This window comes from Candidatus Hydrogenedentota bacterium, from assembly GCA_012730045.1.
Classification (GTDB): Bacteria; Hydrogenedentota; Hydrogenedentia; order Hydrogenedentales; family CAITNO01; genus JAAYBR01.
The window spans coordinates 32,127-59,019 of sequence record JAAYBR010000110.1; the positions used below are offsets into that span (position 1 = coordinate 32,127).

The 26,893-nt window shown below is 70.3% G+C and carries 25 protein-coding genes and 1 tRNA gene; 11 read left to right on the forward strand and 15 right to left on the reverse strand.

Features of this window, described 5'->3' with window-relative positions; translation table 11 throughout:
* Positions 1 to 19 precede the first annotated feature (19 nt).
* On the forward strand, positions 20 to 1,390 hold the full coding sequence (locus tag GXY15_12365) for a uroporphyrinogen decarboxylase (protein NLV42005.1): 1,371 nt from the start codon (positions 20 to 22) through the stop codon (positions 1,388 to 1,390).
* Positions 1,391 to 1,427: 37 nt separating this feature from the next.
* Positions 1,428 to 2,936, forward strand: a complete 1,509-nt coding sequence (locus tag GXY15_12370; protein ID NLV42006.1) for a sialate O-acetylesterase — start codon at positions 1,428 to 1,430, stop codon at positions 2,934 to 2,936.
* A gap of 264 nt (positions 2,937 to 3,200) precedes the next feature.
* On the opposite strand, the gene GXY15_12375 is transcribed toward GXY15_12370, so the two are convergent.
* Positions 3,201 to 4,145, reverse strand: coding sequence for a tetratricopeptide repeat protein (locus tag GXY15_12375; GenBank protein ID NLV42007.1), 945 nt, complete (start codon positions 4,143 to 4,145; stop codon positions 3,201 to 3,203).
* Between the two features lie 98 nt (positions 4,146 to 4,243).
* Entirely contained in the window at positions 4,244 to 4,408 is a 165-nt protein-coding gene (locus GXY15_12380) for a hypothetical protein (protein NLV42008.1), read from the reverse strand.
* Between the two features lie 154 nt (positions 4,409 to 4,562).
* On the opposite strand from GXY15_12380, the gene GXY15_12385 reads away from it, so the two are divergent.
* Together GXY15_12385 and GXY15_12390 are read left to right on the forward strand one after the other, a co-directional pair.
* Positions 4,563 to 5,852: a Gfo/Idh/MocA family oxidoreductase gene (locus GXY15_12385; protein NLV42009.1), complete on the forward strand. Its 1,290-nt coding sequence runs from the start codon at positions 4,563 to 4,565 to the stop codon at positions 5,850 to 5,852.
* Positions 5,853 to 5,892: 40 nt separating this feature from the next.
* On the forward strand, positions 5,893 to 7,383 hold the full coding sequence (locus GXY15_12390; GenBank protein NLV42010.1) for a sugar ABC transporter ATP-binding protein: 1,491 nt from the start codon (positions 5,893 to 5,895) through the stop codon (positions 7,381 to 7,383).
* An 80-nt stretch (positions 7,384 to 7,463) separates the two neighbouring features.
* On the opposite strand, the gene GXY15_12395 is transcribed toward GXY15_12390, so the two are convergent.
* Both GXY15_12395 and GXY15_12400 read right to left on the reverse strand, forming a co-directional pair.
* On the reverse strand, positions 7,464 to 8,648 hold the full coding sequence (locus GXY15_12395) for a glycosyltransferase family 9 protein (GenBank protein NLV42011.1): 1,185 nt from the start codon (positions 8,646 to 8,648) through the stop codon (positions 7,464 to 7,466).
* Between the two features lie 102 nt (positions 8,649 to 8,750).
* Positions 8,751 to 8,840 (reverse strand) — tRNA-Ser (locus tag GXY15_12400).
* 288 nt (positions 8,841 to 9,128) lie between these two features.
* On the opposite strand from GXY15_12400, the gene GXY15_12405 reads away from it, so the two are divergent.
* Positions 9,129 to 10,622: a PilT/PilU family type 4a pilus ATPase gene (locus tag GXY15_12405; GenBank protein NLV42012.1), complete on the forward strand. Its 1,494-nt coding sequence runs from the start codon at positions 9,129 to 9,131 to the stop codon at positions 10,620 to 10,622.
* On the opposite strand, the gene GXY15_12410 is transcribed toward GXY15_12405, so the two are convergent.
* The 11 genes from GXY15_12410 to GXY15_12460 form a co-directional block, all read right to left on the reverse strand.
* Positions 10,615 to 11,592 (reverse strand): DMT family transporter, encoded by a 978-nt coding sequence (locus tag GXY15_12410; protein ID NLV42013.1) that lies wholly within the window; start codon positions 11,590 to 11,592, stop codon positions 10,615 to 10,617. The two genes, GXY15_12405 and GXY15_12410, sit on opposite strands and share 8 nt — an antisense overlap.
* 70 nt (positions 11,593 to 11,662) lie before the next feature.
* Positions 11,663 to 12,499, reverse strand: coding sequence for an MBL fold metallo-hydrolase (locus GXY15_12415; protein ID NLV42014.1), 837 nt, complete (start codon positions 12,497 to 12,499; stop codon positions 11,663 to 11,665).
* Between the two features lie 295 nt (positions 12,500 to 12,794).
* Positions 12,795 to 13,133 (reverse strand): ATPase, encoded by a 339-nt coding sequence (locus tag GXY15_12420; GenBank protein NLV42015.1) that lies wholly within the window; start codon positions 13,131 to 13,133, stop codon positions 12,795 to 12,797.
* Positions 13,133 to 13,564, reverse strand: a complete 432-nt coding sequence (locus GXY15_12425) for an iron-sulfur cluster assembly scaffold protein (GenBank protein NLV42016.1) — start codon at positions 13,562 to 13,564, stop codon at positions 13,133 to 13,135. The genes GXY15_12420 and GXY15_12425 overlap by 1 nt, the downstream gene beginning before the upstream one ends.
* 5 nt (positions 13,565 to 13,569) lie before the next feature.
* The gene (locus tag GXY15_12430; protein ID NLV42017.1) at positions 13,570 to 14,451 is read right to left on the reverse strand and encodes a 4Fe-4S binding protein; all 882 of its coding nucleotides are present in this window, start codon (positions 14,449 to 14,451) and stop codon (positions 13,570 to 13,572) included.
* Complete coding sequence (locus tag GXY15_12435) at positions 14,448 to 15,323, reverse strand: P-loop NTPase (GenBank protein ID NLV42018.1); 876 nt, start codon at positions 15,321 to 15,323, stop codon at positions 14,448 to 14,450. Before GXY15_12435 ends, GXY15_12430 begins: the two co-directional genes overlap by 4 nt.
* The gene (locus GXY15_12440; GenBank protein ID NLV42019.1) at positions 15,320 to 15,682 is read right to left on the reverse strand and encodes a dinitrogenase iron-molybdenum cofactor biosynthesis protein; all 363 of its coding nucleotides are present in this window, start codon (positions 15,680 to 15,682) and stop codon (positions 15,320 to 15,322) included. Before GXY15_12440 ends, GXY15_12435 begins: the two co-directional genes overlap by 4 nt.
* Complete coding sequence (locus GXY15_12445) at positions 15,679 to 16,020, reverse strand: DUF5320 domain-containing protein (GenBank protein NLV42020.1); 342 nt, start codon at positions 16,018 to 16,020, stop codon at positions 15,679 to 15,681. The genes GXY15_12440 and GXY15_12445 overlap by 4 nt, the downstream gene beginning before the upstream one ends.
* A gap of 37 nt (positions 16,021 to 16,057) precedes the next feature.
* The gene (locus GXY15_12450; protein ID NLV42021.1) at positions 16,058 to 16,564 is read right to left on the reverse strand and encodes a hypothetical protein; all 507 of its coding nucleotides are present in this window, start codon (positions 16,562 to 16,564) and stop codon (positions 16,058 to 16,060) included.
* Between the two features lie 284 nt (positions 16,565 to 16,848).
* On the reverse strand, positions 16,849 to 18,234 hold the full coding sequence (locus tag GXY15_12455) for a sigma 54-interacting transcriptional regulator (protein NLV42022.1): 1,386 nt from the start codon (positions 18,232 to 18,234) through the stop codon (positions 16,849 to 16,851).
* The gene (locus GXY15_12460) at positions 18,231 to 19,505 is read right to left on the reverse strand and encodes an amidohydrolase family protein (protein NLV42023.1); all 1,275 of its coding nucleotides are present in this window, start codon (positions 19,503 to 19,505) and stop codon (positions 18,231 to 18,233) included. The genes GXY15_12455 and GXY15_12460 overlap by 4 nt, the downstream gene beginning before the upstream one ends.
* Before the next feature lie 215 nt (positions 19,506 to 19,720).
* On the opposite strand from GXY15_12460, the gene GXY15_12465 reads away from it, so the two are divergent.
* The 6 genes from GXY15_12465 (at position 19,721) to GXY15_12490 (ending at position 26,721) form a co-directional block, all read left to right on the forward strand.
* Positions 19,721 to 20,959, forward strand: a complete 1,239-nt coding sequence (locus tag GXY15_12465; protein NLV42024.1) for a beta-lactamase family protein — start codon at positions 19,721 to 19,723, stop codon at positions 20,957 to 20,959.
* A gap of 112 nt (positions 20,960 to 21,071) precedes the next feature.
* A complete protein-coding gene (locus GXY15_12470; protein ID NLV42025.1) occupies positions 21,072 to 21,971 on the forward strand; it encodes a sugar phosphate isomerase/epimerase in 900 nt (299 codons plus the stop codon).
* Between the two features lie 22 nt (positions 21,972 to 21,993).
* Positions 21,994 to 23,133, forward strand: a complete 1,140-nt coding sequence (locus GXY15_12475; GenBank protein ID NLV42026.1) for a Gfo/Idh/MocA family oxidoreductase — start codon at positions 21,994 to 21,996, stop codon at positions 23,131 to 23,133.
* A gap of 22 nt (positions 23,134 to 23,155) precedes the next feature.
* Positions 23,156 to 24,373 carry a hypothetical protein gene (locus tag GXY15_12480; GenBank protein ID NLV42027.1) on the forward strand — a complete coding sequence of 406 codons (1,218 nt, stop codon included), beginning with the start codon at positions 23,156 to 23,158 and terminating at the stop codon, positions 24,371 to 24,373.
* Between the two features lie 301 nt (positions 24,374 to 24,674).
* Positions 24,675 to 25,133 carry a hypothetical protein gene (locus tag GXY15_12485; protein NLV42028.1) on the forward strand — a complete coding sequence of 153 codons (459 nt, stop codon included), beginning with the start codon at positions 24,675 to 24,677 and terminating at the stop codon, positions 25,131 to 25,133.
* Positions 25,134 to 25,308: 175 nt separating this feature from the next.
* The gene (locus GXY15_12490; GenBank protein ID NLV42029.1) at positions 25,309 to 26,721 is read left to right on the forward strand and encodes a hypothetical protein; all 1,413 of its coding nucleotides are present in this window, start codon (positions 25,309 to 25,311) and stop codon (positions 26,719 to 26,721) included.
* The last annotated feature ends 172 nt before the right edge of the window (positions 26,722 to 26,893 follow it).

A 26,893-nucleotide genomic window follows, 5' to 3' on the forward strand; every position in this document is an offset into this window, starting at 1 on the left:
GGCGCGCAGGAGCCCTGCCATGACGGGAAAAGAGCTGGTGCTGGCCGCGTTCCGCCGGGAGACGACGCCCCGGGTGCCTTGGGTGCCCTTTGTGGGGGTTCACGGCGGGTTCCTCATCGGCATGCCCGCCCATGACTATCTGCGCTCCGCCGAGGCCATTGTGCGGGGCCAGCTTCTTGCGGCGGAACGGTACCGCCCGGACGGATTGCCGGTGGTCTTCGATCTCCAGGTGGAGGCGGAGGCCCTGGGCTGCCGTTTGGCCTGGGCGGAGGATGTGCCGCCGTCGGTGGTGTCGCACCCGCTGGAGCATCTGGCGGACATCACCGCCCTGCCGGAACTGTCCTTTGACGCGGGGCGCTTCCCCGTCATCGCGGCGGCCACGAAGGGGCTGGTGGAGAAGGCGGGGGACGACCTCGCCCTCTACGGGCTGATCACCGGGCCCTTCACGCTCCTCTCGCACCTGCGCGGCGGCGAGCTGTTCCTCGACCTGCTCACGGACCCGGACGGCGTGCGCGCGGCCATGGACCGCTGCGCGGACATCGCGCTGCGCTGCGCGCGGTTCTACCTGGACCTCGGCGTCCCCGTCGTCGCCGTGGTGGACCCCATGACCAGCCAGGTCTCGACGGGGCACTTCACGGAGTTCATCGCCCCGGCGCTCGACCGGGTCTTCACGGGCGTGCGCGCCCGGGGGGGGTACTCCTCGCTCTTCGTGTGCGGCGACGCGACGCGGAACCTGGGCGCCATGTGCGCGACGGCGTGCGACAACGTCTCGATTGACGAGAACATTTCGCTGGTGGCGCTGCGCGAGCACGCGGCGCACTACCGCAAGTCCTACGGCGGGAACATGCGCCTGACGACGGTGCTGCTCATGGGAACGCCCGACGACGCGAAGCTCGACGCGATCCGCTGCCTCGACGAGGGCTACGGCCCGGGCTTCCTCCTCGCGCCGGGCTGCGACCTGCCCTACGCCACGCCGGAGGGCAACCTGCGCGTCGTCGCCGACATGGCCCGCGACCCCTACCTGCGCGACATCGCCCGCGTGGCGGCGCAGGCGAGCGCGGACGCCTTCGACGACATCGTCCTGCCGGACTACGCCCAGGAGATTGGGATCACCGTGGACTGCGTCACCCTCGACTCCGCGGCCTGCGCCCCCTGCCAGTACATGCTCGACGCGGCGGTGCGCGCCGCCGAGCGCGCCCAGGCCCCCGTGCGCGTGAAGGAACACAAGATCAAAAACCGCGCCGGCGTCGGCATGATGTGCCGCCTCGGCCTCAAGAACATCCCGGCCCTCTGCCTCGACGGGCAGCCCCGGTTCATCTCCATCATCCCGGACATTGACACGCTCGTGGCGGCCATTGAGGACGCCTGGCGCGCGAAGAAGAAACGCTGACCCGGCCCGCGCCCCCGCGCGCCGAAAGGAGTCCCCCATGACCGCTGTCGCACTGGTCCTTGCCGCCCTGCTGGTGCCCCTCGACGACACCGCCGCCGTCCGCCTGACCGCCGGCCACCAGGTCCTCCAGCGCGACGCCGCCGGCGTGGCCGCCTGCGTGGTCGAGCTGCCCGCCGAGCTCTTCGCGGGCGAGACCGTGGAATACTCCGTCGCGCGCCCCGGCGCGGACTCCGTCCGGGACGCGATCCGCGTGGCCCAGGACCCCGAGCGCGGGCGCGCGGGGCTGCTGCTGAAAAACCTGCCCGCGGGCGGCCCCTATGACATCGAGGTCCTCGCCCGGGGCATGGACGGCAAGGAGACCTTCCGCGCCGCCTTCCAGGGCGTGCTCGTGGGCGACCTGTGGGTCCTCGCCGGGCAGTCCAACATGCAGGGCGCCGCGCCCGTGCCCGGCCCGCAGACGCCGCACCCGCTCGTCGCCATGCTCGGCATGGACAACGCGTGGCGTCCCGCCGCCGCGCCCACCCACCGCATCGTCGAGTCGGACGCGCCGGTGATGAAGGCGCTGCTGCTGAACCGCGGCGGCTACAAGTCGGAGGAGGACATTCTCGCGGCGCGCAAGGCGAGCCGGGAGGGCACGCCCTGGGGCGGCGCGGGCTGCGACGTCTTCTTCGCCGAGTTCCTGGCCAACGAGGCCGGGGTGCCCGTGGGCCTCATCCCCTGCGCCTTCGGCGGCACCTCGCTCGACGAGTGGAGCCCCGCCCTGCTCGACAAGGGCGAAGAGAGCCTCTACGGGAACATGGCCGCCCAGGTGAAGCGCGCGGGCGGGAAGGTCCGCGGCATGCTCTGGTACCAGGGCGAGTCCGACAGCGCCCCGGGCGTGTGCGACACCTATTTCGACCGCTTCAAGACCTTCGTCGAGTCCGTCCGCCGCGACACCGGCAACCCCGACCTCGCCGTGTTCACCGTGCAGATCGGCCGCGTCGTCGTGCTGGCGCCCGAGACGGCTTTGGGCTGGAACAAGGTCCGCGAGCAGCAGCGCCGCGCCGCCCGGGAGTTCCCCGGCGTCTACATGACGGCGGCCAACGACCTCCAGATGAGCGACGGCATCCACATGGGGTGGGAGGGCCACCGCGTCCTCGGCGGGCGCCTGGGCCGCATGGTCCTGCCGCTTGTGCGCGACGGCGCGGCGGTCCGGCGCGGCCCCGACTTCGAGAAGGCGCAGTTCGCCAACGAGGCCCGCACGGAAATCTGGGTGGACTGCTCCAACGTCACCGGCGACCTTAACGGCGGCGGCGGCATTATGCGCGGCTTCGCCGTGTCCGCCACGGCGGAAGAGCCCGGCCGCGACGTCTTCTTCGCCGTGCAGACCGTGCCCGGCGTCCCCGGACGCCTCCTCCTGCGCACCGGCGCGCCCCTGGCCCCGGAGACCCTTCTCAGCTACGGCATGGGCCTCAATCCGGCGGTCAACGTGGTGGACGCGGACAACCTGCCCCTGCCCGCCTTCGGCCCCGCGGCCATAGAGCCCTTCGCGCCGCCCGCGGGCTGAGGGATGAGGCGGCTCCCCGCTGGAGGGGGAGCGATGGCGCGGAAGTCGGGCGCGGCAAGCGGCGCCCCTACGGGCGGAACGCCCGGTCTCTTCGTGTATGCCCACGGCGCGCGCATGTAGGGGCGCCGCTTGCTGCGCCCTATGTGCGCATGCTCTGGGCACATGCGAAGACACCGGATATTCCGCCCGTAGGGGCGCCGCTTGCTGCGCCCTGGCGCGGACACGAAGACCGTCCGGTTGCGTCCGCCGCGTCACGCGGCAGGATCACCCGCCCGCCTCCTCCGGCGTCTCCGTTTCCGGCGCGGGCGCATCCTCCTCCCCGGTTTCCGGGGCGGCCTCCGGTGCGGGCGCATCCTTCTCTCCGGTCTCCGGCGCGGGCGGGGCCTCGGGGGCGAAGCCGCCAAGGGCCTCCTGGAACCCCGGCGTCTCGCGCAGGGCGGCGAGGTCGGGGTCGAGCAGGGCCTCGCGGCGCAAAGCGTCGGAGCGGCGCGTGGCCAGGGGGAGCCATTCGAGGGCCTTCTCGTTCATGCCGCCGAGGGCGTAGAGGCAGGCGAGGTTGTAGGCGGGCTTCGGGTTTTCCGGGTCGAGCTCGTGGGCGGCCAGATAATGTTCCTCCGCCTCGGCGAGCCGCCCGAGCTGCACCAGCAGGTTCGCGTAGTTGTTGTGCGCGGCGATGTCGTCCGGGTCCAGCTCCAGCGCGCGCAGGGCGTGCTCCTCCGCCTCGGGGTACTTTTCCTGAAGCCGCAGCACGACCGCCAGGCTGTTGTGCGGGCGCGCCCAGTCCGGCTCGAGCGCGATGGCCCGGCGCAGCTCCTCCGCCGCCTCCTCCAGCCGGTCCGCCGACCGCGCCACCAGGCTGCCCAGGGAGGCGTGGGGCCAGCTCCAGTCCGGCTCCGCCATGGCGGCCCGGCGGTAGAGCGCCTCCGCGGCCGACGGGCTCCCCTCGCGCTGAAGCTGCACCGCGGTCACATAGAGCGCCCCCGGGTCGTCCAGCCCGTGCTCCTCGGCGGCCGCCGCCGCGATGCGCACGGCGGACCGGGTGTCGTCGCGCCAGGCCGCCGGATCCTCCGCGAGGAGGTCCAGCGCGTAATCCACGCGGTCTCCGGGCGCCGCCGCCGGGGCCGGCGCGCCGCCCGGCCACTGGCGGCAGACAAGCACCCCCGCCGCGAGAAGCAGCGCCGCAAAAGCGATTTTCCACGCGACACGCACCGGTCGCACTCCTGTGCCCGGAAAGCCGGGCGGGTCCCCCTGGACACGCCCGGTCTTCCCCCTGTCAGTGTACTATACCCGCGCGCGCCGCGTGCGTGTCAGGGGAAGGGGCGCGCAAAAATGGACGAGATGGACAGAATGGACGGTATGGACAGAATGGACGGTATGGACAGAATGGACGAAATGGACAGGGTGGACACGGTGGACCAAGGGGCCCGCCCCCCCCGCCGGTCCATCTCGTCCATCTCGTCCATATCGTCCATTCTGTCCATTCCGTCCATCGTGTCCACTCCCGTTCTTCCCGCGCCGACTGGATTCTTTCTTTTCGCTGGGCTATGCTTTGGGGCGGCGTTCCGGCCTCCGCCGCACGGGTGCGGCGGAGGCGCGGACTCGCCGCAACTTAGGGAGACGACCGACATGTCCGGCAGCCACGACCCCTCCAGCCCCACCCGGCGGGCCTTCCTCCAGCGCACCACGACCACGGCGGCGGCGGCCGCGGGGGTGTTCTCGGTGCTTTCGCGCGCGGCGCGGGCCGACGCGGCGGCGCCGCTGAAACTCGGGCTGGTGGGCTGCGGGCGGCGCGGCACGGGCGCGGTGATGAACGCCCTGGACGCGGACCCCAATGTGACGCTGGTGGCGATGGGCGACCTGTTCCCCGACCAGATGGCGAAGGCGCGGGAGAAGTTCGCGGCGCGGGCGGATCGCGTGAAGGTGACGGACGAGACCTGCTTCACGGGCTTCGACGCGGCGGACAAAGTGGCGGCGTGCGACGTGGACGTGGTGATGCTCTGCGAACCGCCCGGCTTCCGGCCCGCGCACTTCCAGGCCGCCGTGGAGGCGGGCCGCCATGTGTTCATGGAAAAGCCCGGGGCCGTGTGCCCCGCGGGCGTGCGCTCCGTGCTGGCGTCGGCGGCGCTGGCGGACCAGAAGGGCCTGTGCGTCGTGGCGGGCACCCAGCGCCGCCACCAGAAGCCCTACCAGGAGGTCATCAGGCGCCTCCAGGACGGGGCCGTCGGCGACATCGTGTCCGCGAGCTGCTACTGGATCGGCGACTACGGGTACTACCCGGCGGTGCTCCGGCAGGACGGCTGGTCGGACGTGGAGGCCCAGATCCGCAACTGGAACTACCATGCGTGGCTCTCGGGCGACCACATCGTGGAGCAGCACCTGCACAACATTGACGTGATCCACTGGGTGCTCGGCCAGAACCCGGTCAAGTGCCTCGGCATGGGCGGCCGCCAGCAGCGCACGGGCCCGGAGTTCGGCCACATCTACGACCATTTCTCCGTGGAGTTCGAGTATCCGGGCGGCGTGCTGGTGCAGAGCCTCTGCCGCCAGATGCAGGACACCGAGGGCCGGGTGAACGAGCACGTCGTCGGCACGAAGGGCGCCGCGGTGCCCGGCAACAGCATCCGCGGCGGCAGGAAGCCCTACACCTTCCGGGGCGACGCGTCGGACCCCTATGTGCAGGAGCACGCGGACCTCTACGCGGCCATCCGCTCGGGCAACCGGATCACCGAGGCGCACGCCCTGGCCCAGAGCACCCTGGCCGCCGTCATGGGCCGCATGTCCGCCTACACCGGCCAGACCGTGACCTGGGACTTCGCGCTCAACCAGAGCACGCTCGATCTGACGCCCAAGAACCAGGCCTTCGGCGACCTGCCCCAGGCCCCGGTTGCCATGCCGGGGGTGACCCCGCTGGTGTGAGGGCGTGACACGCCCGGCCCCGATGCGGTACCATGCGCCCATGGCCGAGCATGTGCTGGAAATGCGGAACGTGACCAAGCGGTTCCCCGGCGTGACCGCGCTGGACGGCGTGTGTCTGGCCGTGCGGCCCGGGGAAATCCATGCGCTGGTGGGGGAGAACGGCGCGGGCAAGTCCACGCTCATGAAGATCCTCGCCGGGGCCCAGCCCATGGACGGGGGAGAGATTCTCCTGGACGGCATGCCCGTCCATATCCGCACGCCCCACGACGCGCAGGCCCTCGGGATCAGCATGATCCACCAGGAGTTCAACCTGGTCCCCCGCCTGAGCGTGGCGGAGAACATGTTCCTCGGCCGCCTGCCGTCGCGCGGCACGCCGCGCCGCGTGGACTGGCGCCGGGCATACGCCGGGGCCGGCGACGTGCTTGCCCGCATCGGCGCGGAGATTGACCCGCGCCGCCCCGTGGGCGAGCTGAGCATCGCCCAGCGGCAGATGGTGGAGATCGCCAAGGCCCTCACGGTCAACGCGCGCATCCTCGTCATGGACGAGCCGTCGGCCACGCTGACGGACCACGAGCTGCGCGCCCTCTTCCGCCTCATCCGCGAACTGCGGCGGCAGGACATCGCCGTCGTCTACATTTCCCACCGGCTGGAGGAGCTGTTCGAGATCGCCGACCGTGTCACCGTCATGCGCGACGGGGCCTGGGTCGGCACGCACGACGTCTGCGACCTCACCCGCGAGGACGTCATCCAGAAGATGGTGGGCCGCGAGCTGGCGAATGAATACCCCGTGAGCCCCCGGCCCCGCGGACCCGAGCGCCTGCGCGTCGAGGGGCTGTCCCGGCCCGGCGCCTTCGAGGACGTGTCGTTCACCCTGCACGCGGGCGAGATCCTCGGCCTCACCGGCCTCGTGGGCGCGGGGCGCACCGAGGTCGCCCGGGCGGTCTTCGGCGCGGACCGCGCGGCGCGCGGCGCGGTGTTCCTCGACGGCGCCCCGGCGCGCATCCGGTCCCCGCGCGACGCCGTCCGCCTGGGCGTCGCCCTGCTCACAGAGGACCGCAAGGGGCAGGGCCTCGTGCTGAACATGTCCGTCCGCGAGAATGTGACCCTGTCCAACCTGGGCGCCCTGGGGCCGGGGCCCCTGCTGCTGCCGGGCCGCGAGCGCGAACCCGCCGCGCGGCTGTCCGAAGAGCTTCAGGTGAAAACCCCGTCCATCGAGCAGGCCGTGCGCTTCCTCAGCGGCGGAAACCAGCAGAAGGTCGTGCTGGCCAAGTGGCTCTTCACCGGCGCGCGCGTGCTCATTTTCGACGAGCCGACCCGCGGCATAGACGTGGGGGCCAAGGCGGAGATCTACCGCCTCATTGACCGTCTCGCCGCCGGGGGCGCGGCCCTCCTGGTGATTTCCAGCGAGCTGCCCGAAATCCTCGGCATCTGCGACCGCATCCTCGTCATGCACGAGGGCCGCCTGCGCGGGGAACTCCCCCGCGAAGGCACCACCCAGGAGGACATCATGCGCCTGGCAACGGGGGGGTAGGGGAGTCTGGAGTCTGGAGTCCAGAGTCTGGAGGAAGAGGGGAGAGGGGAACATCGGACCGATCGGTCGGATCCGACGGATCAGTCGGAGGGAGGGCGTTGGTCCGGCCTGTCTGACCTGTCCGACCCGTCCGACCCGTCTGACCCGTCCGACCTATCCGACCTGTCCGACCCGTCCGACCCGTCCGACCCGTCCGGCCTGTCTGACCTGTCCGCCGCCTTTGCCGGCCGTCTCTCCGGCTTCAGCAGCCCCAGTCCGGCCTCCCAGGCCTCCTGCGGGGTGATCCGGGCGAGGAGTTCGGGGCCGCGGGCGCGGTCTATGGGCTTGTCGGGGGGGGTGTCGCCGCCGTAGAGCACGGCGCAGGGGGGGCGCAGGGGGCTGTGCATGCGGGGGTCGGTGCCGCCGAAAAGGCCGACCACGGGGACGTTTACCGCCGAGGCGATGTGCATGGGGCCGGTGTCGCCGCCGATGAACAGGTCGCTGCGCAGCAGGAGCGCCGCCAGATGCTTCAGCGTGGGGGTTTCGGGCGCGATTTCGGGGTTGCGCCTGGCGAGGGACTGGACCTTCTCCACGACCCCGCGCTGCCCCGGCGCCCAGGTCAGCAGCACCTCGAAGCGCCCGTCGGCGAGCAGCAGGTCCGCCAGGGCGGCGAAATGCGTCAGGGGCCACTGCTTCTCGGCGCGGTCCACCGGCGCGTGCAGCACCACCAGGCGCTTGCCGCCGTGGAACTTGTCCGTGAGGTACTCGTCCACCTCGTCCTGGACGGCGTCGGGAATCTCGATTTCGACCTCGAGGTTGAGGCGCTTCGCGCCGAAGACCCTCACCAGCTCCAGGTTTTCCTCGATGCGGTTCATCCGCGCGGCGGGGAGCCGGACCCGCTGGCTGGCGAAGAGGGCGCTGCCCTCCTGGCTGCGGGGGCGGGCGAAGGCGACGCGCTTCCGGGCGAGCGAGGCGCCCATGATCAGGCCGCTTTTGGCGATGCCGTGGAAGTCGAAGACGACGTCATAGCGGTTGCGGCGGATTTCACGGCAGAACCGGAGAAAGGCGGTCGTGGCGGACCAGGCGTCGTCCGGACGGGGGAACACGATGACCCGGTCCAGCGCGGGGTGCCCCTCCAGGATGCCCGCGCTCTTCGGCTCGACGGCCCAGTCAATCTGGGCGTGGGGGTGCAGGTCGCGCAGGGCATGCAGCGCCGGCAGCACGCGCACCACGTCGCCGATGGCGCTCAGGCGGATGATCAGGATGCGGGGCACGCCGTTGAGCATGAACGGGTTCCGGACGGTTGGGGCGGGCACCCCCCGGAGGACGGCATGCCCGCCCGTGAGAGGATGCGGGACAGGCGCGGCGCCCGGCCCGGAAATTCAAAATGGCGGAGAGAGAGGGATTCGAACCCTCGGTACGCTTCCGCGCACACACGCTTTCCAAGCGTGCACCTTCAACCACTCGGTCATCTCTCCGGGGCGGCGCAGATTATAGGGGTTTTGGCAGGGGGAATGCAAAGACGGGGCGGCGGGCGCGGACGCCGCCGTTCCGGGGATTCCGGGTTTCCTTTGAATCGCCCGCCGGCCCCGTGATAGGATACCTTTCCCGCGTGTCGTCACCCTGCGGGAACCGGCGGCGGTTCCCGTCCCGGCGGGTGTTCGGGCTGAGCACCGCGCGCCGGGCCTCACTCACGGGGGCAAGAGCCGGCCTTCCCGGGCCGGGGCGTGCCTTCGGACGGGGCGCAGAAATACGGAAACGACCCTATGTACATTGGCAGCCAGACAAGCAGCACCCTTGTGGACGTGTTCCGCATCGGCCTGCAGGAAGTCATCAAAGCCACGGGGTTGCCGGAGGAAGTCCGGTTCAACACGGACAACTGCACCCTGTTCATCCGGGGCACGGACCTCGCCAACCGGATAGACCAGCTGCGGATCCTCTTCAAGCCCAAGGCCGGCGTGACCCAGGAGGAGCTGGAGAAGGGGGTCGCCTCGACACGGATCAACTGCCGGGTCAAGCTGGAGGAGGGCACCGTCAAGCTGGGCGTGCCCGCCTTCGAGTGGCGCCAGCTCCAGCAGCTTCTCCCCATAGACGCGCTGGTCGAGCATTTCATCGTCAAGTCCCTGCGCTCGGCCACCTGGAGCCTCGAAGTCGAGAAGTACATGGAGTCCGGCTTCAACATCAACGTGCTCATCGAGGAGATGAAGCGGCTGAAGGCGTCGGACCTCCACCTGCGCGCGGGCAACCGCCCCTTTGTGCGCGTGGACAACGACCTGCAGCCGCTCGAGAACTGCCCCGCCATCACGGCGGAGGACATGCGCAAGTTCGTCCTCCAGCTCGGCGGCCCCGACGAGATGCGGCTGCTGGAGACGGAGCGCGAGTCGAGCTTCCAGTACCACGCCGTCGGCGTCGGCTACCTGCGCTGTTCCGGCTACATCAAGCAGAAGGCCCTGGCGCTGGCCGTCCGCCTCATCCCCGAGGCGCCGCTCCCCTTTCCCGCGCTGAACATTCCCGACGTCGTGGCCTCGGTCTGCTTCAAGCACCGGGGCCTTTTTTTGGTCTGCGGCGTCACCGGCTCCGGCAAGTCCACCACCCTCGCCGCCATGATTGACTTCATCAACGAGCGGCGCCGCAGCCACATCATCACGGTCGAGGACCCCATCGAGTACGTGTACACCGACAAGTCGAGCATCATCTCGCAGCGGCAGGTCGGGCGCGACACCCACTCCTTCGCCAACGCCCTGCGCGGCGCCCTCCGCGAGGACCCCGACGTGATTCTCGTCGGCGAAATGCGCGACATCGAGACCATCCGCGCCGGCCTCAGCGCGGCGGAGACCGGCCACCTCGTGTTCAGCACCCTGCACACGACCACGTCGGTGGACACGATCAACCGCATGATCAGCTACTTCCCCCAGAACGAGCGCGACCTCATCCGCCAGGAAATCGCCTACACCCTCCAGGGCGTGGTGTGCCAGCGCCTCCTCAAGCGCATCGGCGGCGGCCGCATCCCGGCGGTGGAGATCCTCCTCGGCGGGCGGCCCATCGTCCGCGACGCCATCCTCGACGGCGACCTGGACAAGCTCTACGGCATCATCGAGGTGGACAGCGACATGCGCAGCTTCGACCAGTACGCCGTGGAGCTGTACCAGAAGGGGCTCGTGACCAAGGAGGAGGCCATCACCTCGTGCAGCAACGAGGAGGGCTTCCAGCGCATCATCTCGGGCATCAAGGGCACCGAGGGCCGCCGCCTCCTCAAGTAGGCCCCGGATCCTCCTCGTCCGGCGACCGCCGCGCCCGCACCACCAGCGCGCTCCCCCCGATCAGCAGCGCCGCCCCCGCCCACTGCACCGCGTTCATCGCCTCGTCCGGCCACAGCGCCAGCGCCACGGCGTACGTCGCCAGCGGGTTCAAAAGGTGCAGCGTCGTGCAGAAGGCCGCCCCCAGCCGCACCTGCGCGTAGTGGAACGCGCTGTGCGACAGGCTGATGCTCACCGCCCCCGACAAAAACGCCACCGCCGCCACCCCCGGCCCCGCCGACACCACCTGGCCCGCGTCCCCCTTGCACAGCATCACCGGCAGGAAGCCGACCGTCGCCATGTTCGCCACGAGGGTGAACATCGGCACCGGGTGCAGGTCGCGGCACGCGTGGCGGCTCGCCACGATGTACACCGCCCAGCACACGTTCACCAGCATCAGCAGCCAGAAGGAGAGGTCCGGCGACGGCAGCGCCCCCGCCCCCGGCGCCTTCAGCAGCACCCCCCACACCCCGAACAGCGACAGCACCGCCCCCGCCAGAAAGCGCGGGTCGCGGATCACCCCCCGCTCCTCGCGGAACGCCGCATAGCTCAGCAGCGCCACCATCGGCACCTGGAGCTTCACCACCAGCTGCGCCGACGTCGCCGTCGTCTGGTAGATCGCCACCGTCCACGCCGTCTGCATCAGCACCACCAGCAGGCTGATCCCCAGCAGCGCCCGCCACCGCCCCAGCGCCTGCCGCAGCTCGCGCGGGTAGAACACGGCGCACCAAGGCGTCAGCGCCGCCGCCGCGCTCGCATACCGCACAAAGGACTGCGTGTACGCGTCATAATGCGGCGAAAGATACCGGATGAACACCGGCGCCAGCGCCCACCCCAACGCCGACACCCCCAGCGCCGCCCACGCCCACCCCAACCCCGGCGCAAAGGGGCTTTCCGTCGGGGAACCGGCGGCGGGTGCGGGCTTCGTCGTCATGCGGGGGAGGCTCCGTGCGGGGGAAGGATTAAGATTTCGAGTATACCACAGGCCCCGCAGGCGTCCGGGATCAGAACCTCAGCGTCATCCCCGCCGCGCCGGGGGTGGCTTTTTCGCCGAAGGCCTCCTGCAAAACCTGGACGGCGGCCTCGCCGGTGCAGTGGCAGGGGACGATGGCGGCGGGGTTCAGGGTGCGGAGCGTTTCCAGGGTGCGGGCCATTCGCTGTTCTCCGGCGTTGACCAGGTGGAAGCCGCCGATGAGCGCGCGCAGGGGCCGGCCGCCGGTCCGGTTGCGCGTCAGCATGAGCGTGTTCATCAACCCGGCGTGGCAGCAGCCGGTGAGCACGACAACGCCCTCCGGCGTCTCCATCCACAGCGACAGGTCGTCCGGGAGCAAGTCCGGCTTCGTGCCCTCGGGATCCAAAAAGAACGGCCCGCCCGTGTCCTCATAGGGGTTCCCCCGGGGCACGGGTCCGGTGATCCAGACGCCGGGGGTCGCCAGCACCGGCGCCGTCACCCGGCGCAGTTGTCCGGCGGGCAGGGCCGTCAGCGCCTCCCGCGCCGCCGGGGGCATCCCGATCTCGCGGGGCTGGCCGTCGCGCAGGGACCACCGCGGCACGAACACCCCGGGATGGCACCACACGGCGGCGCGCGGCGCGCGGGCCAGCGCGAGCGGCACGCCGCCGGTGTGGTCGTAGTGGCCGTGGCTCAGCACCACGGCCTCCACCCCCGACAGATCCGCGCCGAGGGCGTCCGCGTTGGCCCCGAGGACGGCGCCGGTCTGCCCCGTGTCAAACAGGATGCGCCGCCCGCCCGCCTCGACGAGGACGGCGAAGCCGTGCTCGACGGCGAGGCCCTCCCGGGCCAGGTTGTCCACGAGTAGCGTGATGTTGACTTCTTTCAGCATTCACCCGGCTCCTTGCGGCGGGCCCATGAACACGGACCCGCACGGACAAACCACCGACGTACACGGACACCCCGGCGCGCGAGCGCCCGACCCTGTCCGTCATTCCCGCGAAAGCGGGAACCCATCTTGTGTCAGCGGGTTATGCCGCGCGTCCAAGGCATGGACCCCCGCCTTCGCGGGGGTGACGGGAGGGGCGGATATCCAAGGATACCCGGTTGCCGCCTTTTCGTTGCTTTCTTGATGGGCCCTGTTCAAAGGGGAAACCAAAACAGCCCACAGGGCAGTCCGCAGATGCTCAATGGTCGCAGGCGTTCTGGCCCGTTTCCAGGGACTGGGCGAGGAAGGCCGCCACGAGGGTTTCCGGTTCCTCGGCGGGGGTGCCCGTCACGACCTCAATGCCCTGGGCGTCGAAGAGCATCAGGGCGCGCTGGCCCATGCCGCCAGCGAGGATGACATTCACCTTTTTCTCGCCCAGCCACCGGGGCAGCAGCCCGGGCTCGTGGGGCGGCGGGGTCACGTTTTCCCGCGAGAGGATCTTGCCCGTGTCCGGGTCCGCGTCAATGAGGGCGAACTGCTCGCAGTGGCCGAAATGCTGGGCCAGTCTTCCGTCCGCCAGGGGGATTGCGATGCGCATCAGTCATTCTCCTTTTTCGTTGGGGGTTTAAGCGCGATGCCTCGGGACTTCGCCCAGGCAAGGTAATCTTCACAGGCCGCCCGCAGCGTGTTCGCCGAGAGCAGCGCGCAGTGGCGGGCGGCCTCCGGAAGGCCGCCCAGCGCCGCCAGGACATGCTCCTGCTGGATGCCCATGACAGTGTCGAGGGCGCGCCCCCGCGCGAGGCAGGTCGTCATGCTGCCCGCCGCCAGGGAGGAGCCGCAGCCCGTCGTGGTGAAGGACGCGTCCTCCACGAGGCCGTTCCACACGGCGACCCAGAACTCCATCGTGTCGCCGCAGGGCCCGGTGATCCGCGCGTTGCCGTTGTAGTCCTCCAGCGGCCCGTAGTTGCGCGGCGCGGCCGCGTGCTCCTGCGCCGTCGGCGAGAAGGCGCCGTGTCCCTCGGTTTCCATGTGTTTTATCCCTCCGTTAATGCCAGTTGCCGCCATAGCGCCCGGATGTCCTCCGCGCCGGGGGTGTCCGTCTCCACGGCGGACAGGCCCCGGAGCTGCGCCCGCGTGACGCCCGCATCGTAGCGGATGCGGCCTGCGGGCTCGGCGCCCCTCTCCCGCGCGCGCCCCTCGATGCGGTCCGCCACCCCGGGGTTGATGTCCCACTTGTTCACGCAGACCGACGCGGGGATCTTGAAATGGTCCGCCAGTGCCAGCACGCGCTCCAGGTCGTGCTCTCCGGATACGGTCGGCTCGGTGACCACGAGCACCCGCGACGCGCCGGTCACGGACGCGATGACGGGGCAGCCGATGCCCGGCGGGCCGTCCACAATCACCAGCTCCCGGCCCTGCTCCTCCGCGACGCGCGCCGCCTCGCGGCGGACCGTGGAGACGAGCTTGCCGGAGTTCTCCGCCGCCGTGCCGAGGCGCGCGTGGACCATCGGGCCGCACCGGGTGCCGGACACCATCCAGACGCCGCAGTTGCGCTCGGGGAAATCAATCGCGCCGACGGGGCAAAACCGCACGCAGACGCCGCAGCCCTCGCAGGCCGCCGGGTCTATGGTGAACACGGCGTCCCCCGCGCCCCGGCCGTTCCTGCGCACGGCCCCGTAGCGGCAGTGGGCCAGGCAGCCCCCGCAGGCGACACAGTCGGCCTGGCGGATGACCGCCCCGTTGCCGCTGAAAAAGTCGTGCCGTTCGCGGACCTGCGGCGGGAGAATCAGGTGCAGGTCCGCCGCGTCCACGTCGCAGTCCGCCAGCACGGCGTTCCCCGCGAGAACGGCGAGCGACGCCGTCACGCTGGTCTTGCCCGTGCCGCCCTTGCCGCTGATAACCACCAGTTCCCTCATGCGGCGCCCTCCGCGCGCGCGAGGGCGGTTTCGAGCAGGGCCGCAAAGAGGGGGCGGTACTCCGGCAGGGCGTCCACGATGAGTTCGCCGCGGGAGTAGGCCTCGGCGATCCGCCGGTCGTCGGGGATCTCCGCATATACGGGCACGTTCTCCCGCGCGCAGTAGTCGTGCACCCGGGTGTCGCCCGATCCCATGCGGTTGACCACGACACCGAAGGGGCGGTCCAGCGTGCGGACCGTGTCCACGGCGAGGGCCAGGTCGTTCAGGCCGAAGGGCGTGGGCTCCGTCACCAGCACCACGACGTCCGCGTCGCGGAGCGTCGCGATGACGGGGCACGAGGTGCCCGGCGGCGCGTCCAGGATCACCAGTCCGCCGCCCGCGGCGTGGCGCTTGACGGCGTGGATGAGCGGCGGGGCCATGGCGCGCCCCACGTCGAGGCGCCCCTGCACGAGGGTGATGTCCCCGGCGCGCAGGGTCTCCACCACGCCGATGCGGTGGTCCTTCTCGGTGATGGCGCCGCGGGGGCAGACCTTCATGCACCCGCCGCAGCCGTGGCACATGTCCTGAAAGACCAGGGGCGGCCCGCCAAAGCAGGCCAGGGCGTTGTAGGCGCAAAACCGCGCGCACTCGCCGCAGCCGTCGCACAGGGCGGGGTCCACCCGGGGCACCGGAATGCCCGCCGTCTCCTCCGCCAGCAGCTCCGCCTTGAGGAAGAGGTGGGCGTTTGGCTCCTCCACATCGCAGTCGAGCAGCCGAACCCCCGCGCCCGCGGTCCGCGCCAGGTTGAGCGACACCGTCGTTTTGCCGGTGCCGCCCTTTCCCGACGCGACCGCGATGACGCGGGGTCTGTTCTGTTGCGGAAAGGCGCTCACACCCAGTGCCCCTCGACGTCCGGCGCGTCGGCCTCGGCCAGCGCGCCCGCGACGTACTGCTCCAGGGCCTCGCCCACCGTCGCGGCGGCGCAGGGGTAAATCTTCACCCCCGCCGCCGACAGCACGCGGAAGGCCTTGGGGCCGCAGTGGCCGGAGACCAGCGCGCCCGCCCCCAGCTTCGCCACGGCCTGCGCGGACTGGATGCCCGCGCCCTGCGCCGCGTTCAGGTTTTGCACGTTGTCGGCCACCTCGAAGGCGCCGCTGTCCAGGTCGTAGACCAGGAACTTCGGCGCGCGTCCGAAGCGCTGCTCCAGGGGCGCGGAGAGGTCGTCGCCGCTGGTGGTGAAGGCGACCTTCATTCCCCACCCTCCTTCCCCGCCAGCGCCTCCAGCCGCCGCAGCACCGTCTCCAGCCCGGCCTGGAGGGCGCTCACCTGTCCGCGCAGCAGCTGCGTCTCCGTTTCCGGGGCCGCCGCCGGCGCCGCGCCGAAGCGCTGCCATCCCGGGAGCCCCGTGGCGAGAAACATGTTGCGCCGGCCGCGTCTGCGGCCACCGCCGCAGCCCGCGCCCCGGCCAAAGCCCCTGCCGCCGCCCGCCGGGTTCATGAACCCGGGGCGGTCGTTCCCCGCGCAGCGTCCGGCCGCGCGTCCGGTCTTGGGACCCATTCCGAGGGGGCCCGTCCTGTCGCCTCTTGGCATTCTAAAAATCCTCCATGCGTTGTGTTTGGGTGTCTCTTCAGATCCTGGTCATGGCCGCGCCGCACTTCGGGCACTGCCGGGTGACGCAGGGAACACCGCGCTCATGCGGGAGCCGGTGGCCGCAGGCGGGGCACACACACTCCCCGCCCTGGCCGCATCCGCCGCCCATGCCGCCCTGGCCGCAGCCCCGCCCCTGCCTCCGTCCCCGCCCGCAGCATCCCGGCATGGCGAAGCGCTCCCCGTCAAGGGTGTTTCCCAGCCACGCCCGCACGACCGCACCGGTCTCCCCCGTGACGAAGGGCACCACCTCAATCCCCTGCGAGGCGATGAGCTGGTGCAGGGGCCGGGAAATGGCCCCGCAGACGAGGATGCCGACCCCCAGCTCCGTCAGACGCCCCGCGATCCGGTGCGGATCGTCCGGGGGCAGGGATTCCAGCGATTCGCCGGTAACGGTAGTCCCATCGCTCTCCACCAGCCGCAACTGGCGGGCCGTGTCAAACACGGGGGCGATGCGGTCTTCCCAGATGGCAAAGGCGGTTTTCATGCCTTTATAGGGGCAAGAACCGGGCCATGAAATGCCAAAGGATGGCACATAACACAAGCCGTGTCATAAGAATGGCTTGTGAGTATAAGGAATTTCCGTAAAGACGTGGCATGGATGCGCTGGCGCGTCTATATAGGGCATTTTATAGGTGCGCTGACGCTACGACAGCGCCGTTCTGGCCAGAAGACAAGGCCGCCGGGACGGCGGCGCTACATAGCGGCGACCGTCGGGCCTCTCTTCCGTAGCGCAGCCGTCCCGGCTGCCTTGTCTTTCCGCTTTCCGGGCTATTTCCGGCGTGTGCGGCCGTTTTCCTCGGGCAGGGGCACGCCCAGCCGCTTTGCCCGGCGGAAAAGCGTGGTCTTGTGGATGCCGAGTTCCCGGGCGGCGGCGGTGCGGTTGCCGTGGTGACGGTCCAAAGCGGCGCGCAGGGCCTGCGCGTCGAGCACATCGTGGAGCGACGGGGTGCCCTGGCCGCCGCCGCGGAGCACGCCGCGCGCGGTCAGTTCGGCGGGCAGATGCTCCAGGCCGAGGAGGCCGTCGCCGCAGAGGATGAAGGCCCGCTCGACGGCGTTTTCAAGTTCGCGGATGTTGCCGGGCCAGTCGTGGGCCATGAGCAGCGAGAGGGCCTCGGGGGCGATTCCGCGCACGGTCTTGCCCTGGAGCCGGTTGAACCGGGCGATGAACTGGTCCACGAGCAGGGGGATGTCCTCTTTGCGGCGGCGGAGGGGGGGCAGCTCCAGGCGCACCACGTTGACCCGGTAGTACAGGTCCTCGCGGAAGACGCCGTCGCGCACGAGGGCGGCCAGGTCGCGGTTGGTGGCGGTAATGATGCGGACATCGGCCTGTTCGGACCGGGTGCCGCCGAGGGGCTCATAGGTCCGCTCCTGGAGCACGCGGAGCAGGCGCACCTGGAGGGCCGGGCTGACCTCGCCGATCTCGTCGAGGAACAGCGTGCCGCCCTTTGCCTGGGCGAAGCGGCCCGGCTTGTCCTGCGCCGCGCCGGTGAAGGCGCCCCGCTTGTATCCGAAGAGTTCCGACTCCAGCAGGGTGTCCGGCAGGGCGCCGCAGTTCACGGCGACGAAGGGCCCCTTTTCGCGCGGGCTGAGGGCGTGGATCGTGCGCGCGGCCAGCTCCTTGCCCGTGCCCGTCTCGCCGAGGAGCAGGACCGTGCTGGGGCTGGCGGCCACGGCGGGCAGCACCTCGAACAGCCGCTGCATGAGGGGGCTTCGGCTGGAGAGCTCGCCCGCGTGGTACTTGCCCTCGAGGGCCTCGCGCAGGGTCTCCACCTCCGACAGGTCGCGGAAGGTCTCCGCGCCGCCGATCACGCGGCCGTCCGCGTCCCGCAGCACCGCCGTGGACAGGCTGATGGGGATGCGGTTTCCGTCGGCGTCCACAATGAACGCCGTCTTGCCGATGACCGGCCGCCCGGTGCCCAGGGTCTCGCGCAGGGCGCAGCCCGCCCCGCAGAGGCTCGACCGGAACACGTCGCAGCACAGGCGCCCCAGCGCCTCCGCGCGCGGCACGCCGGTGATCTCCTCCGCCGCGCGGTTGAACGACGTGATGCGCCAGTCGGCGTCCACGGTGAACACCCCGTCGGAGATGCTCTCCAGGATGGCCTCCGTGGGCGTGGGGGGAGGCGCGGCGGCGCGCTTTTTCCGGTCCGCGCTCACAGGCGGAAGAACTCCATCGCGTTCTCGCGGAGGATGCGCGCGGCGATCCGCTTCGCCTCGTCCAGGGAAAACGCGCCCCCGTCCACCTTGTCCGCCAGCATGCGCGCGGCCACGCGCCGGGCGATGGCGCAGTGGCCGTAGGCGCCCTCGGCGTAGTTGCTGTCGCCGCCGACGGCGAAGATCTTGTTGGACGGGATGACGTCAAGCCACTCGTCGAGGATGCGCGCGGCGGACGCGGGGGACACCACCTGGATCCAGCACAGGTCGGCGTAGACGTTGGGAAAATACTTGGCGAGGGCGGCCGTCTCGCCCGCCCACGGCCAGCCCGCGTGGAACAGCGCGAAGCGCGCGTCCGGGAAGTCCATAATCAGGTCCGTCAGGAGCAGGGGGTGCGAGTTTTCCAGATGGTTGCCGTTGCCCTCCTGGAGGCCCGTGTGGATCTGGACCGGCAGGCCGCGCTCCGCCGCCAGCGCGACGATGCGGCGCATGACGAAGTCCTGGAGGGGTTTCAGGTCGTCCTGCGACAGGTCGAGGGCTTGCGAGAGCCACACCCGGTCAAAGGCGCGGGCCGCCTCGGCCTTCGGGACCCGGTCAAAGCGCAGGCTGCGGCGGTAGGCCAGGAAAATCTTCACGGCCACAATGCCCTCTTTAACAAAACCATCCAGCCGCGCCTCCAGCGCCGCCAGCAGCTGGTCCAGCGTCTGGATCGCGCGGCCCGTCTCCGCCTCCAGGGCGTTCAGCTCGGCCCGCGTGGACACCATGGCGAAGTGGTCCAGAATCGGCACAGCGCGGAACAGCTCGCGGTCCACCGCCACCGACTGCCCCGGCCACCGGATCACCAGCGCGCGGTCAATCCCCGCCTTCTCCCGCAGGACCGTGCGGTACCAGCCCGGCTTCCGCGCGGCGCGGATGCGGTCGCACAGGGCCCCGATGGTGTCGCGCCCGATCTCCGCCACGCCGAAGAGGTCGGTCATGTATTCGGCCATCGCGCGGCCGTAGCCCGTCGTGCGGACATGGGGCCACCACGGCGCGACGAGGTCCCAGCGCTCCACGTCCGACAACCCGTTCCCCGCCGTGCGCACCCGTTCCAGCGTCTCCCGGGGCATCCCCGCCGACACGAAATCCGACGAGACATAATGCTCCAGAAACCCGAAAAAGCCCAGCGTGTCCGCGCAGGCCACCACCTCGTCCGGGATGTGCTCATGCGTGTCCACCACCCGCAGGGCGGTGATGAAGGAGGAAAGCTCCTCAAAAGCGGCGGTCTGTGCCATGAAAAAAACTCCTCCTGAGGGAAAGGGAGATTATACCCGCCCAAGCACGCCGCAGGGGAAATGGACGATATGGACGATATGGACGATATGGACAGGCTGTCGGCGTCCGGCGGCTTCGTCCATCAAGTCCATCCCGTCCATACCGTCCATTCCCCCTTGCCCTCCCGCGCGCGGGCCTGTTATCGTCTTCCCGTTACCCCACAGGAGTCCACGCCATGCACCGCATCCTCCGCCCCAGCCGCCGGGAGTTTCTCAAGTGCGCCGCCGCCGCGGGACTGGCGGTGGCGGGCCGCGCCTGCGCGCAGGAAGCCCTGCCGCCGCGCGAGGCGCTGGCCACGGTCGCGCCGGAGGCCGTCGGGGTGGACCCCGCGCTGCTCCAGAAAGCGGTGGACTTCGTGGCGGAGGCCGTCGCCGCGAAGACCGTGCCCGGCGCGGCGCTGGTGGCGACGCGCGGGGGCCGGGTCTTCCTGGAGAAGTACTGGGGCGTCTGCTCGGGGGTGGACCGCGACGGCGTGCCCTATGACGGGAACACCCAGAACTTCGTCTACTCCTTCTCCAAGGCCGTCACGGCGACCGTTGTCGTCATGGCGCACCAGGACGGCCTGGTGGACTACGACGCCCCCGTGATGAAGTACATCCCCGAGTTCACCGGCGGCGGCAAGGAGGCCGTCACGGTGCGCCACGTCCTCACGCACTCGGCGGGCCTGACCGCCGCGTCCGTGGCGCCGGTGCTCAGCGGGGACGAGTGGAAGGCCGCCATGGCCGCCCTCTGCGCGATGGACACGGAATGGGAACCCGGCTCGCGCACGGGCTACCACGGCGTCAGCGGCATGCTGATCGCCGCCGACATCGTGCGCCGCGTGTCGGGCAACCGCCCGTGGAACGACCTCTGCCGCGAGCGCCTCTTCGACCCCCTGAACGCCGACCTCTCCTTCGCCCCGCCGCGCGCCGACGCGCCCCTGGCCGTCGTGCCGCCGCCCGCCTCCCGTCCCTGGACGGTGGACACGGCGCACATGCCCTTCCTCGGCCACCCCTCCGGCGGCGCGGTGGCCCGCCCCTCCGGCATGCTCAGGCTCCTCAACCTTCATCTCGCGGGCGGCGTGTGGAACGGCAAACAGCTCCTCCAGCCCGAAGCCCTCGCCGAGATGCACCGAGTGCAGTACCAGGACAAGATAGACGCCGCCCTGCGCGACGGCAAGACGCCCAGCCACGAGTACTGGGGGCTCGGCTGGCTCCTGCGCGGCGCCACCACGGAGGGCTGGTTCGGCTTCGGCAACATCGCCTCCCCCCGCACCTTCGGCCATGCGGGCATAGACACCGTCATCGGCGTCGCCGACCCCGAACGCGACACCGCTCTCGTCTTCATCACCACCGCCTCCCCCGGCGAATCCGCCAACACCATGCGCCTCCGCAACACCGTCACCAACCGGGTCATGGCCGCCGTCACCGCGTAAAACCGGCCCGGTTCCAAAGCCGCCGGGGCCCCTTTTTGAACTGGGGGGTCCATTTGCTACTATAGGGGGCGGTCTTTTGGACAACAGGCACAACCCAGGAGAGGCTCTAGCCATGAAGAAGATTTCGATTGGAACGTGGGCGTACACGATTGGGCCGTATGCGGACAATCCGGTGCCGTGGGACGAGGTGGTGACCAAGCTCGCCGCGCTGCGTTTTGACGGCCTGGAGCTGGGCGGCTTCGGCATCCACCCGCACCCGGACAACCTCCCGACCCGCGAGGGCCGCCGCGAGTGCGCGCAGAAGGTCCGCGACGCGGGCCTGGAGTTCTCGGGACTCGCGGCGAACCTCTGGGGCGAGCATCTGCTGGACACGGCGGACAACGCCGCCTATCTCGCCGAGTTCCGCAAGAACCTGGCCTTCTGCGCGGACATGGGCATCCCCGGCATCCGCGTGGACGCCGTGCAGCCGCCGACGATCTTTGACACGGTGGACTACGCCACCGCCCGCGACCGCGCCGTGCGCACCTGGCGCCAGTGCGCGAAGGACGCCGCCGACGAGGGCGTCTATGTCACCTGGGAGTTCGAGCCGGGCTTCGCCTTCAACAAGCCGTCGGACATCATCGGCATCGTGGAGGAGGTCGGCCACCCGAACTTCGGGATCATGTACGACACCTGCCACGCCCACATGGTCGCCGCCGTCGGCGCGCGCCAGCCCGGCGAGAAGGAGACGCTGCCCGGCGGCGCCCTGGAACTCGCCCGGAAACTGCGCGGCAAGATCAACCACCTGCACCTGATCGACTCCGACGGCACCCTGCACGACGAGGACACGAGCACGCACGCCCCCTTCGGCGGCGGCGTCCTCGACTACGACGTCCTCATCCCGGAACTGCTCCAGTCGGGCGTGCCGCACGACTGGTGGACCATTGACCTGTGCCACTGGCCCGACGCGTGGGCGGTGACCGCGCAGTGCAAGCGGGCCATTGACGAGCTCAACCGGAAATTCGCCTCCTGAGGGGGGCGGGGAGAACCGAACCATGAAGAAACTGAACATCGGGCTCATCGGCTACGGATTCATGGGCCGCGCCCACTCGAACGCCTACCTGAAGGTGAACCGCTTCTACGACCTGGAGTACCAGCCGGTGCTCAAGGCCGTCTGCGCCCGCAGCGCGGACAAGGTGAGGGCCTTCGCCGACAACTGGGGCTGGGAAAGCGTCGAGACCGACTGGCGGAAACTGGTCGGGCGCGACGACATTGACGCCATTGACATCGGCAGCCCCAACAACACCCACCGCGACATCGTCCTGGCCGCCGCCAAGGCCGGCAAGATGATCCTCTGCGAGAAGCCCCTGGCCATGAGCGCCGCCGAGGGCCTCGAGATGACCGAGGCCGTCGAAAAGGCCGGCGTCCCCAACATGGTGTGGTTCAACTACCGCCGCGTCCCCGCCATCACCCTCGCCAAGCAGTTCATGGACGAGGGCCGGCTGGGCCGCGTCTTCCACTACCGCGCCAAGTACCTCCAGGACTGGACCATCAGCCCCGACCTTCCCCAGGGCGGCGCGTCCCTCTGGCGCCTCGACGCCGACGTGGCCGGCAGCGGCGTCACGGGCGACCTCCTCGCCCACAGCATTGACACCGCCATCTGGCTCATCGGCGGCGTGGACCGCGTCTGCGCCATGACCGAGACCTTCATCAAGGAGCGCCCCCTCCAGGACGACCCCGGCACCGTCAAGTCCGTCACCATTGACGACGCCTGCGCCTTCCTCGCGCGCTTCAAGAACGGCGCCCTCGCCACCTTCGAGTCCACCCGCTACGCCCGCGGCCGCAAGAACCAGAACACCTTCGAGGTCAACGGCGAGCTCGGCTCCCTCTACTTCGACCTCGAGGACGCCCACCAGCTCCAGTACTTCGACCACCGCAACGACTCGCAGTCCCGCGGATGGCGCACCATCCTTGTCACGGACTCCGACCACCCCTACATGGGCCACTGGTGGGTCCCCGGATGCGTCATCGGCTACGAGCACACCTTCATCAACGCCCTCGCCGACTTCCTCGGCGGGCTGGCGTCCGGCGTGCCCGTGCGCCCCAACTTCCGCGACGCCCTCGAGACGCAGTACGTCTGCGACGCCGTTCTCGACTCCGCGAAAACCGAAACCTGGAAAACCGTCGGCGCCTGACGCCGCGAAAGGGAACCCCGACATGAGCACCAAGAACCTGGCGGAAATGGCACTGGAACAGGGGAGGGGCGTCGTCCGCCTCGCCCCCGCGTGGGTGCCCCGGTCCTTCTGCGTCCCCGGACGCCGCATCAAGCTGCACCCGGACGACTACTACGCCCTCGGCGGCGTGCGCGGCGGCATTGACGAGCGCTGGTTCTCGTCCACCACCCCCGCCGACAACGGCCCCCTCACCAGCCCCAACGAGGGCCTCAGCTTCATCGTGTTCGGAGACGGCGGCGAGACGAAACAGGTCCTCCTGCGCGACGCCGTCGCGGACCTCAAGGGCGCTCTCATCGGCGGCCGCATCTGGGACGAGTACGGCCGCTGGCCCATGTACTCGAAGTTCTTCGACAACAAGGGCGCGCTCCCGCACCACATCCACCACGACGACGACCACGCCGCGAAGGTCGGCCAGCTCGGAAAGCCCGAGGCCTACTTCTTCCCCACCCAGCTCAACAACCACGGCGGCGACTTCCCCTACACCTTCTTCGGCATCCAGCCCGGCGTCTCGAAGGACCAGGTCCGCCAGGCCCTCAAGGACTTCATCAAGGGCGACAACAAGCTCACCAACCTCTCCCAGGCCTTCCGCCTCGAGCCCGGCACCGGCTGGGACGTCCCCCCCGGCGTCCTCCACGCCCCCGGCAGCCTCTGCACCTACGAGCCCCAGAAGGCCTCCGACGTCTTCGCCATGTACCAGTCCCTCACGGGCGACCAGATCGTCTCCGAGGAGCTGCTCTGGAAGGACACCCCCGGCGAGCGCAAGGGCGACGTGGACTACCTCGTCGAGGTCATTGACTGGGAGATGAACACCGACCCCAATTTCGCCGCCAAGCGCTTCATGCGCCCCGTGCCCGTGAAGCCGATGGAGGAGATGAAGGCCGCCGGGTACGTGGACCTGTGGATCTGCTACAAGTCCGACGCCTTCAGCGCCAAGGAGCTCACCATCCTCCCCGGCGCCACGGTCACCGTCCGCGACGCCGCCGCCTACGGCTGCATCGTCCTCCAGGGACACGGCACCATGGGCGCCTGGGACATCGAGTCCCCCGCCCTCATCCGCTTCGGACAGCTCACCCACGACGAGTTCTTCGTCTCCGAGAGCGCCGCAAAGGAGGGCGTCGTCATCACCAACCCCAGCAAGACCGACCCCATCGTCATGCTCAAGCACTTCGGCCCCGGCAACCCCGACCTCGTGCTCCAGTAAGACCCCCAGACAGCCCCCTGAAACGGCCCGCGCCCACAAGTGCGGGCCGTTTTCTGTTCTTGGGGGGAAACACGGACAGACACGGACCCCCACGGACGGACACGGACAAGGAAGAACAGACCGCCACCCATGACGCCGGCCCGCGCCCCTGGGATCGCCAGGCTCCAGCCTGGCCCCGCGCGCCCAAGCGCGCGCCCGCAGGGTTTTTCCCGTCCATGTCCGTCCGTGCAAGTCCGTGTCCGTCCGTGCTCCCGGCGGAAAACCATTGACATTTTCCCCCACTCCCGGTAGACTGTCCCCCATGAAGCACAACATCTTGTGGTTGTCCGCCTCCTGCATCCTGCTGGCGGCCCTGCTCCTTCTCGGCGGCTGCGCCCGGGGCCCCCGGCCCTCCTCCCGCAGCAAAGCCTCCGTCCGCGAAATGTCCGTCACCGCCTACTGTTCCTGCAAGAAATGCTGCAACTGGAAGCGCAACTGGCTCTTCCGGCCCGTCGTTGCCTCCGGCCCCAGCAAGGGCCAGCCCAAAAAAGTCGGCATCACCGCCTCCGGCCGCAAGGCCAAAAAGGGCACCATCGCCGCCGACACCGGCCACTACCCCTTCGGCACCGTCATGTACATCCCCGGCTACGGCTACGGCCGCGTCGAGGACCGCGGCTCCGCCATGAAGGGCGCGAACAAGATAGACATCTACTTCCCCAGCCACAAGAAGGCCCTCGAATGGGGCCGCCGCCGCGCCAACGTCAAGGTCTGGCTGCCGTAGGGGCGTCTTCCGCCCCGCTGCTGATGGAGTAAGTCCGCGAGAACGCCTGCACCGTAGACGCGGCATCCTGCCGCGTTCTTGGGTCTTGCGTTTTCCCGAAGAACGCGGCAGGATGCCGCGTCTACGGTACGGCCCCCGCCCCGTCGAACCCCCACCCCCCGAAAAGGCCCCCCCCATGCCCGCACCCACCGCGCCCCCGCCGCCGCCGTCGCGGGCGGCGTTTGCCCGCGTGTTTCTCTCCGACCGCCACGGCACCCCGTGGATCGTGCGGCCCTACCAGCGCGCCTCGCTGGAGTCGGACGCGGCGCGCAAGGTCCACTGCGACGGCCGCGACGTGGGCAAGACCGCCGAGATCGAGATCACCGCGTGTTGGGCCGCCGTCCACCGCCCGGGCACGGAGATGATGATCGCCACGCAGTTTGAGAACCACCTGTCGCCCCTCATGCACCGCCTGCACCGGCGCTTCACGGGCACCCCGCTCTTCGCCGAACTGCTCGCCGAGTGCCGCCGGAGCCCGTCGTGGAGTTTCCGCTTTGAGAACGGCTTCCAGCTCTGGGGCCGCATCGCCGGGCCGCGCGGCGTCAACTTCCAGGGCATGCACGTGGACTGGCAGATCGTGGACGAGGCGCAGGAGATGGCCGAGACCTCCTGGGCCGAGCTCTTCCAGTCCCTCAACGGCGGCGGCCGCCGCTGGGTCTACGGCGTGCCCAACGGCCTGCGCAACACCTTTTACCGCATGACGGAGGACCCCTCCGTCGAGCGCCACCACTGGCCCAGCCTCCTCAACCCGGACTTCACCCCCGAGAAGGACGCCGAGCTCGTCCGGCTCTACGGCGGCCGCAGCTCCCCCGGCTACCTCCACCGCGTCCTCGGCCTCCACGGCGAGCCTTCCGCCGCCGTCTTCTCCCTGGAGGACTACCTCGCCTGCGTGGACCCGTCCCTCCGCGCGCCGGACCGCGTCCTGCGCGAGGACGAGCCCTTCGCGCCGCCGCCCCCGCCGGGGCCGGGGGCCTACTACCTCGGCGCGGACCTCGGCTACGCCCGCGACCCGTCGGAGTTCGTCATCTACCGCGACGCGTCCCCGCACCTCGTGGGCGTGTTCCGCCTGCGGCTCGAGGGGGTCAACTACGCCCGCCAGGAGTCCGTCCTCCTCGACCTCGACCGCCGCTGGCGCTTCGCCGGCCTCGGCATAGACGCCGGGAACAACGGCCGCGCCGTGGCCCACCGCCTCATGGCCCTCGGCGGCGACTGGTGCGCACGCGTCCACGCCTACGACTTCGGCGGCGTTCTCGACACCGCCACCCTCCCCGACGGCACCCCCGCCCGCCGCCACACCAAGGAGTTCATGACCGACCTCCTCCGGCGGCGCATGGCCGAGCGCACCCTCGTCTTCCCGCCCTGCCCCGACCGCGAGGCTGAGTACGCCTCCCACACCTACACCCTCGGCGCCCGCGGCCGCGTCCTCTTCGACAAGGGCGGCGACCACCTCATAGACGCCGACCGCTGCGCCGTCCTCCGCCACTGGTTCGCCACCGCCGAGGCCCCCGCGGTGCCTGCCGCGCCCCCGCCCCTCATCATGGGGTTCTAGAGCATTGCACGGTTGAAATGCCGTATCGAAAGCAGGATGCCGGGAAGGGGTGTCGAGGTGACACGGGCTTCCAGCCCGTGTCACCTCAGTGTCCGCGCGCGCGGTCCGGGTCCCCCCTTCAGGGGGGGGTGGTTTGCGGGAGCGAACAGGGGGATGTTCCGGAGCGGGGGCA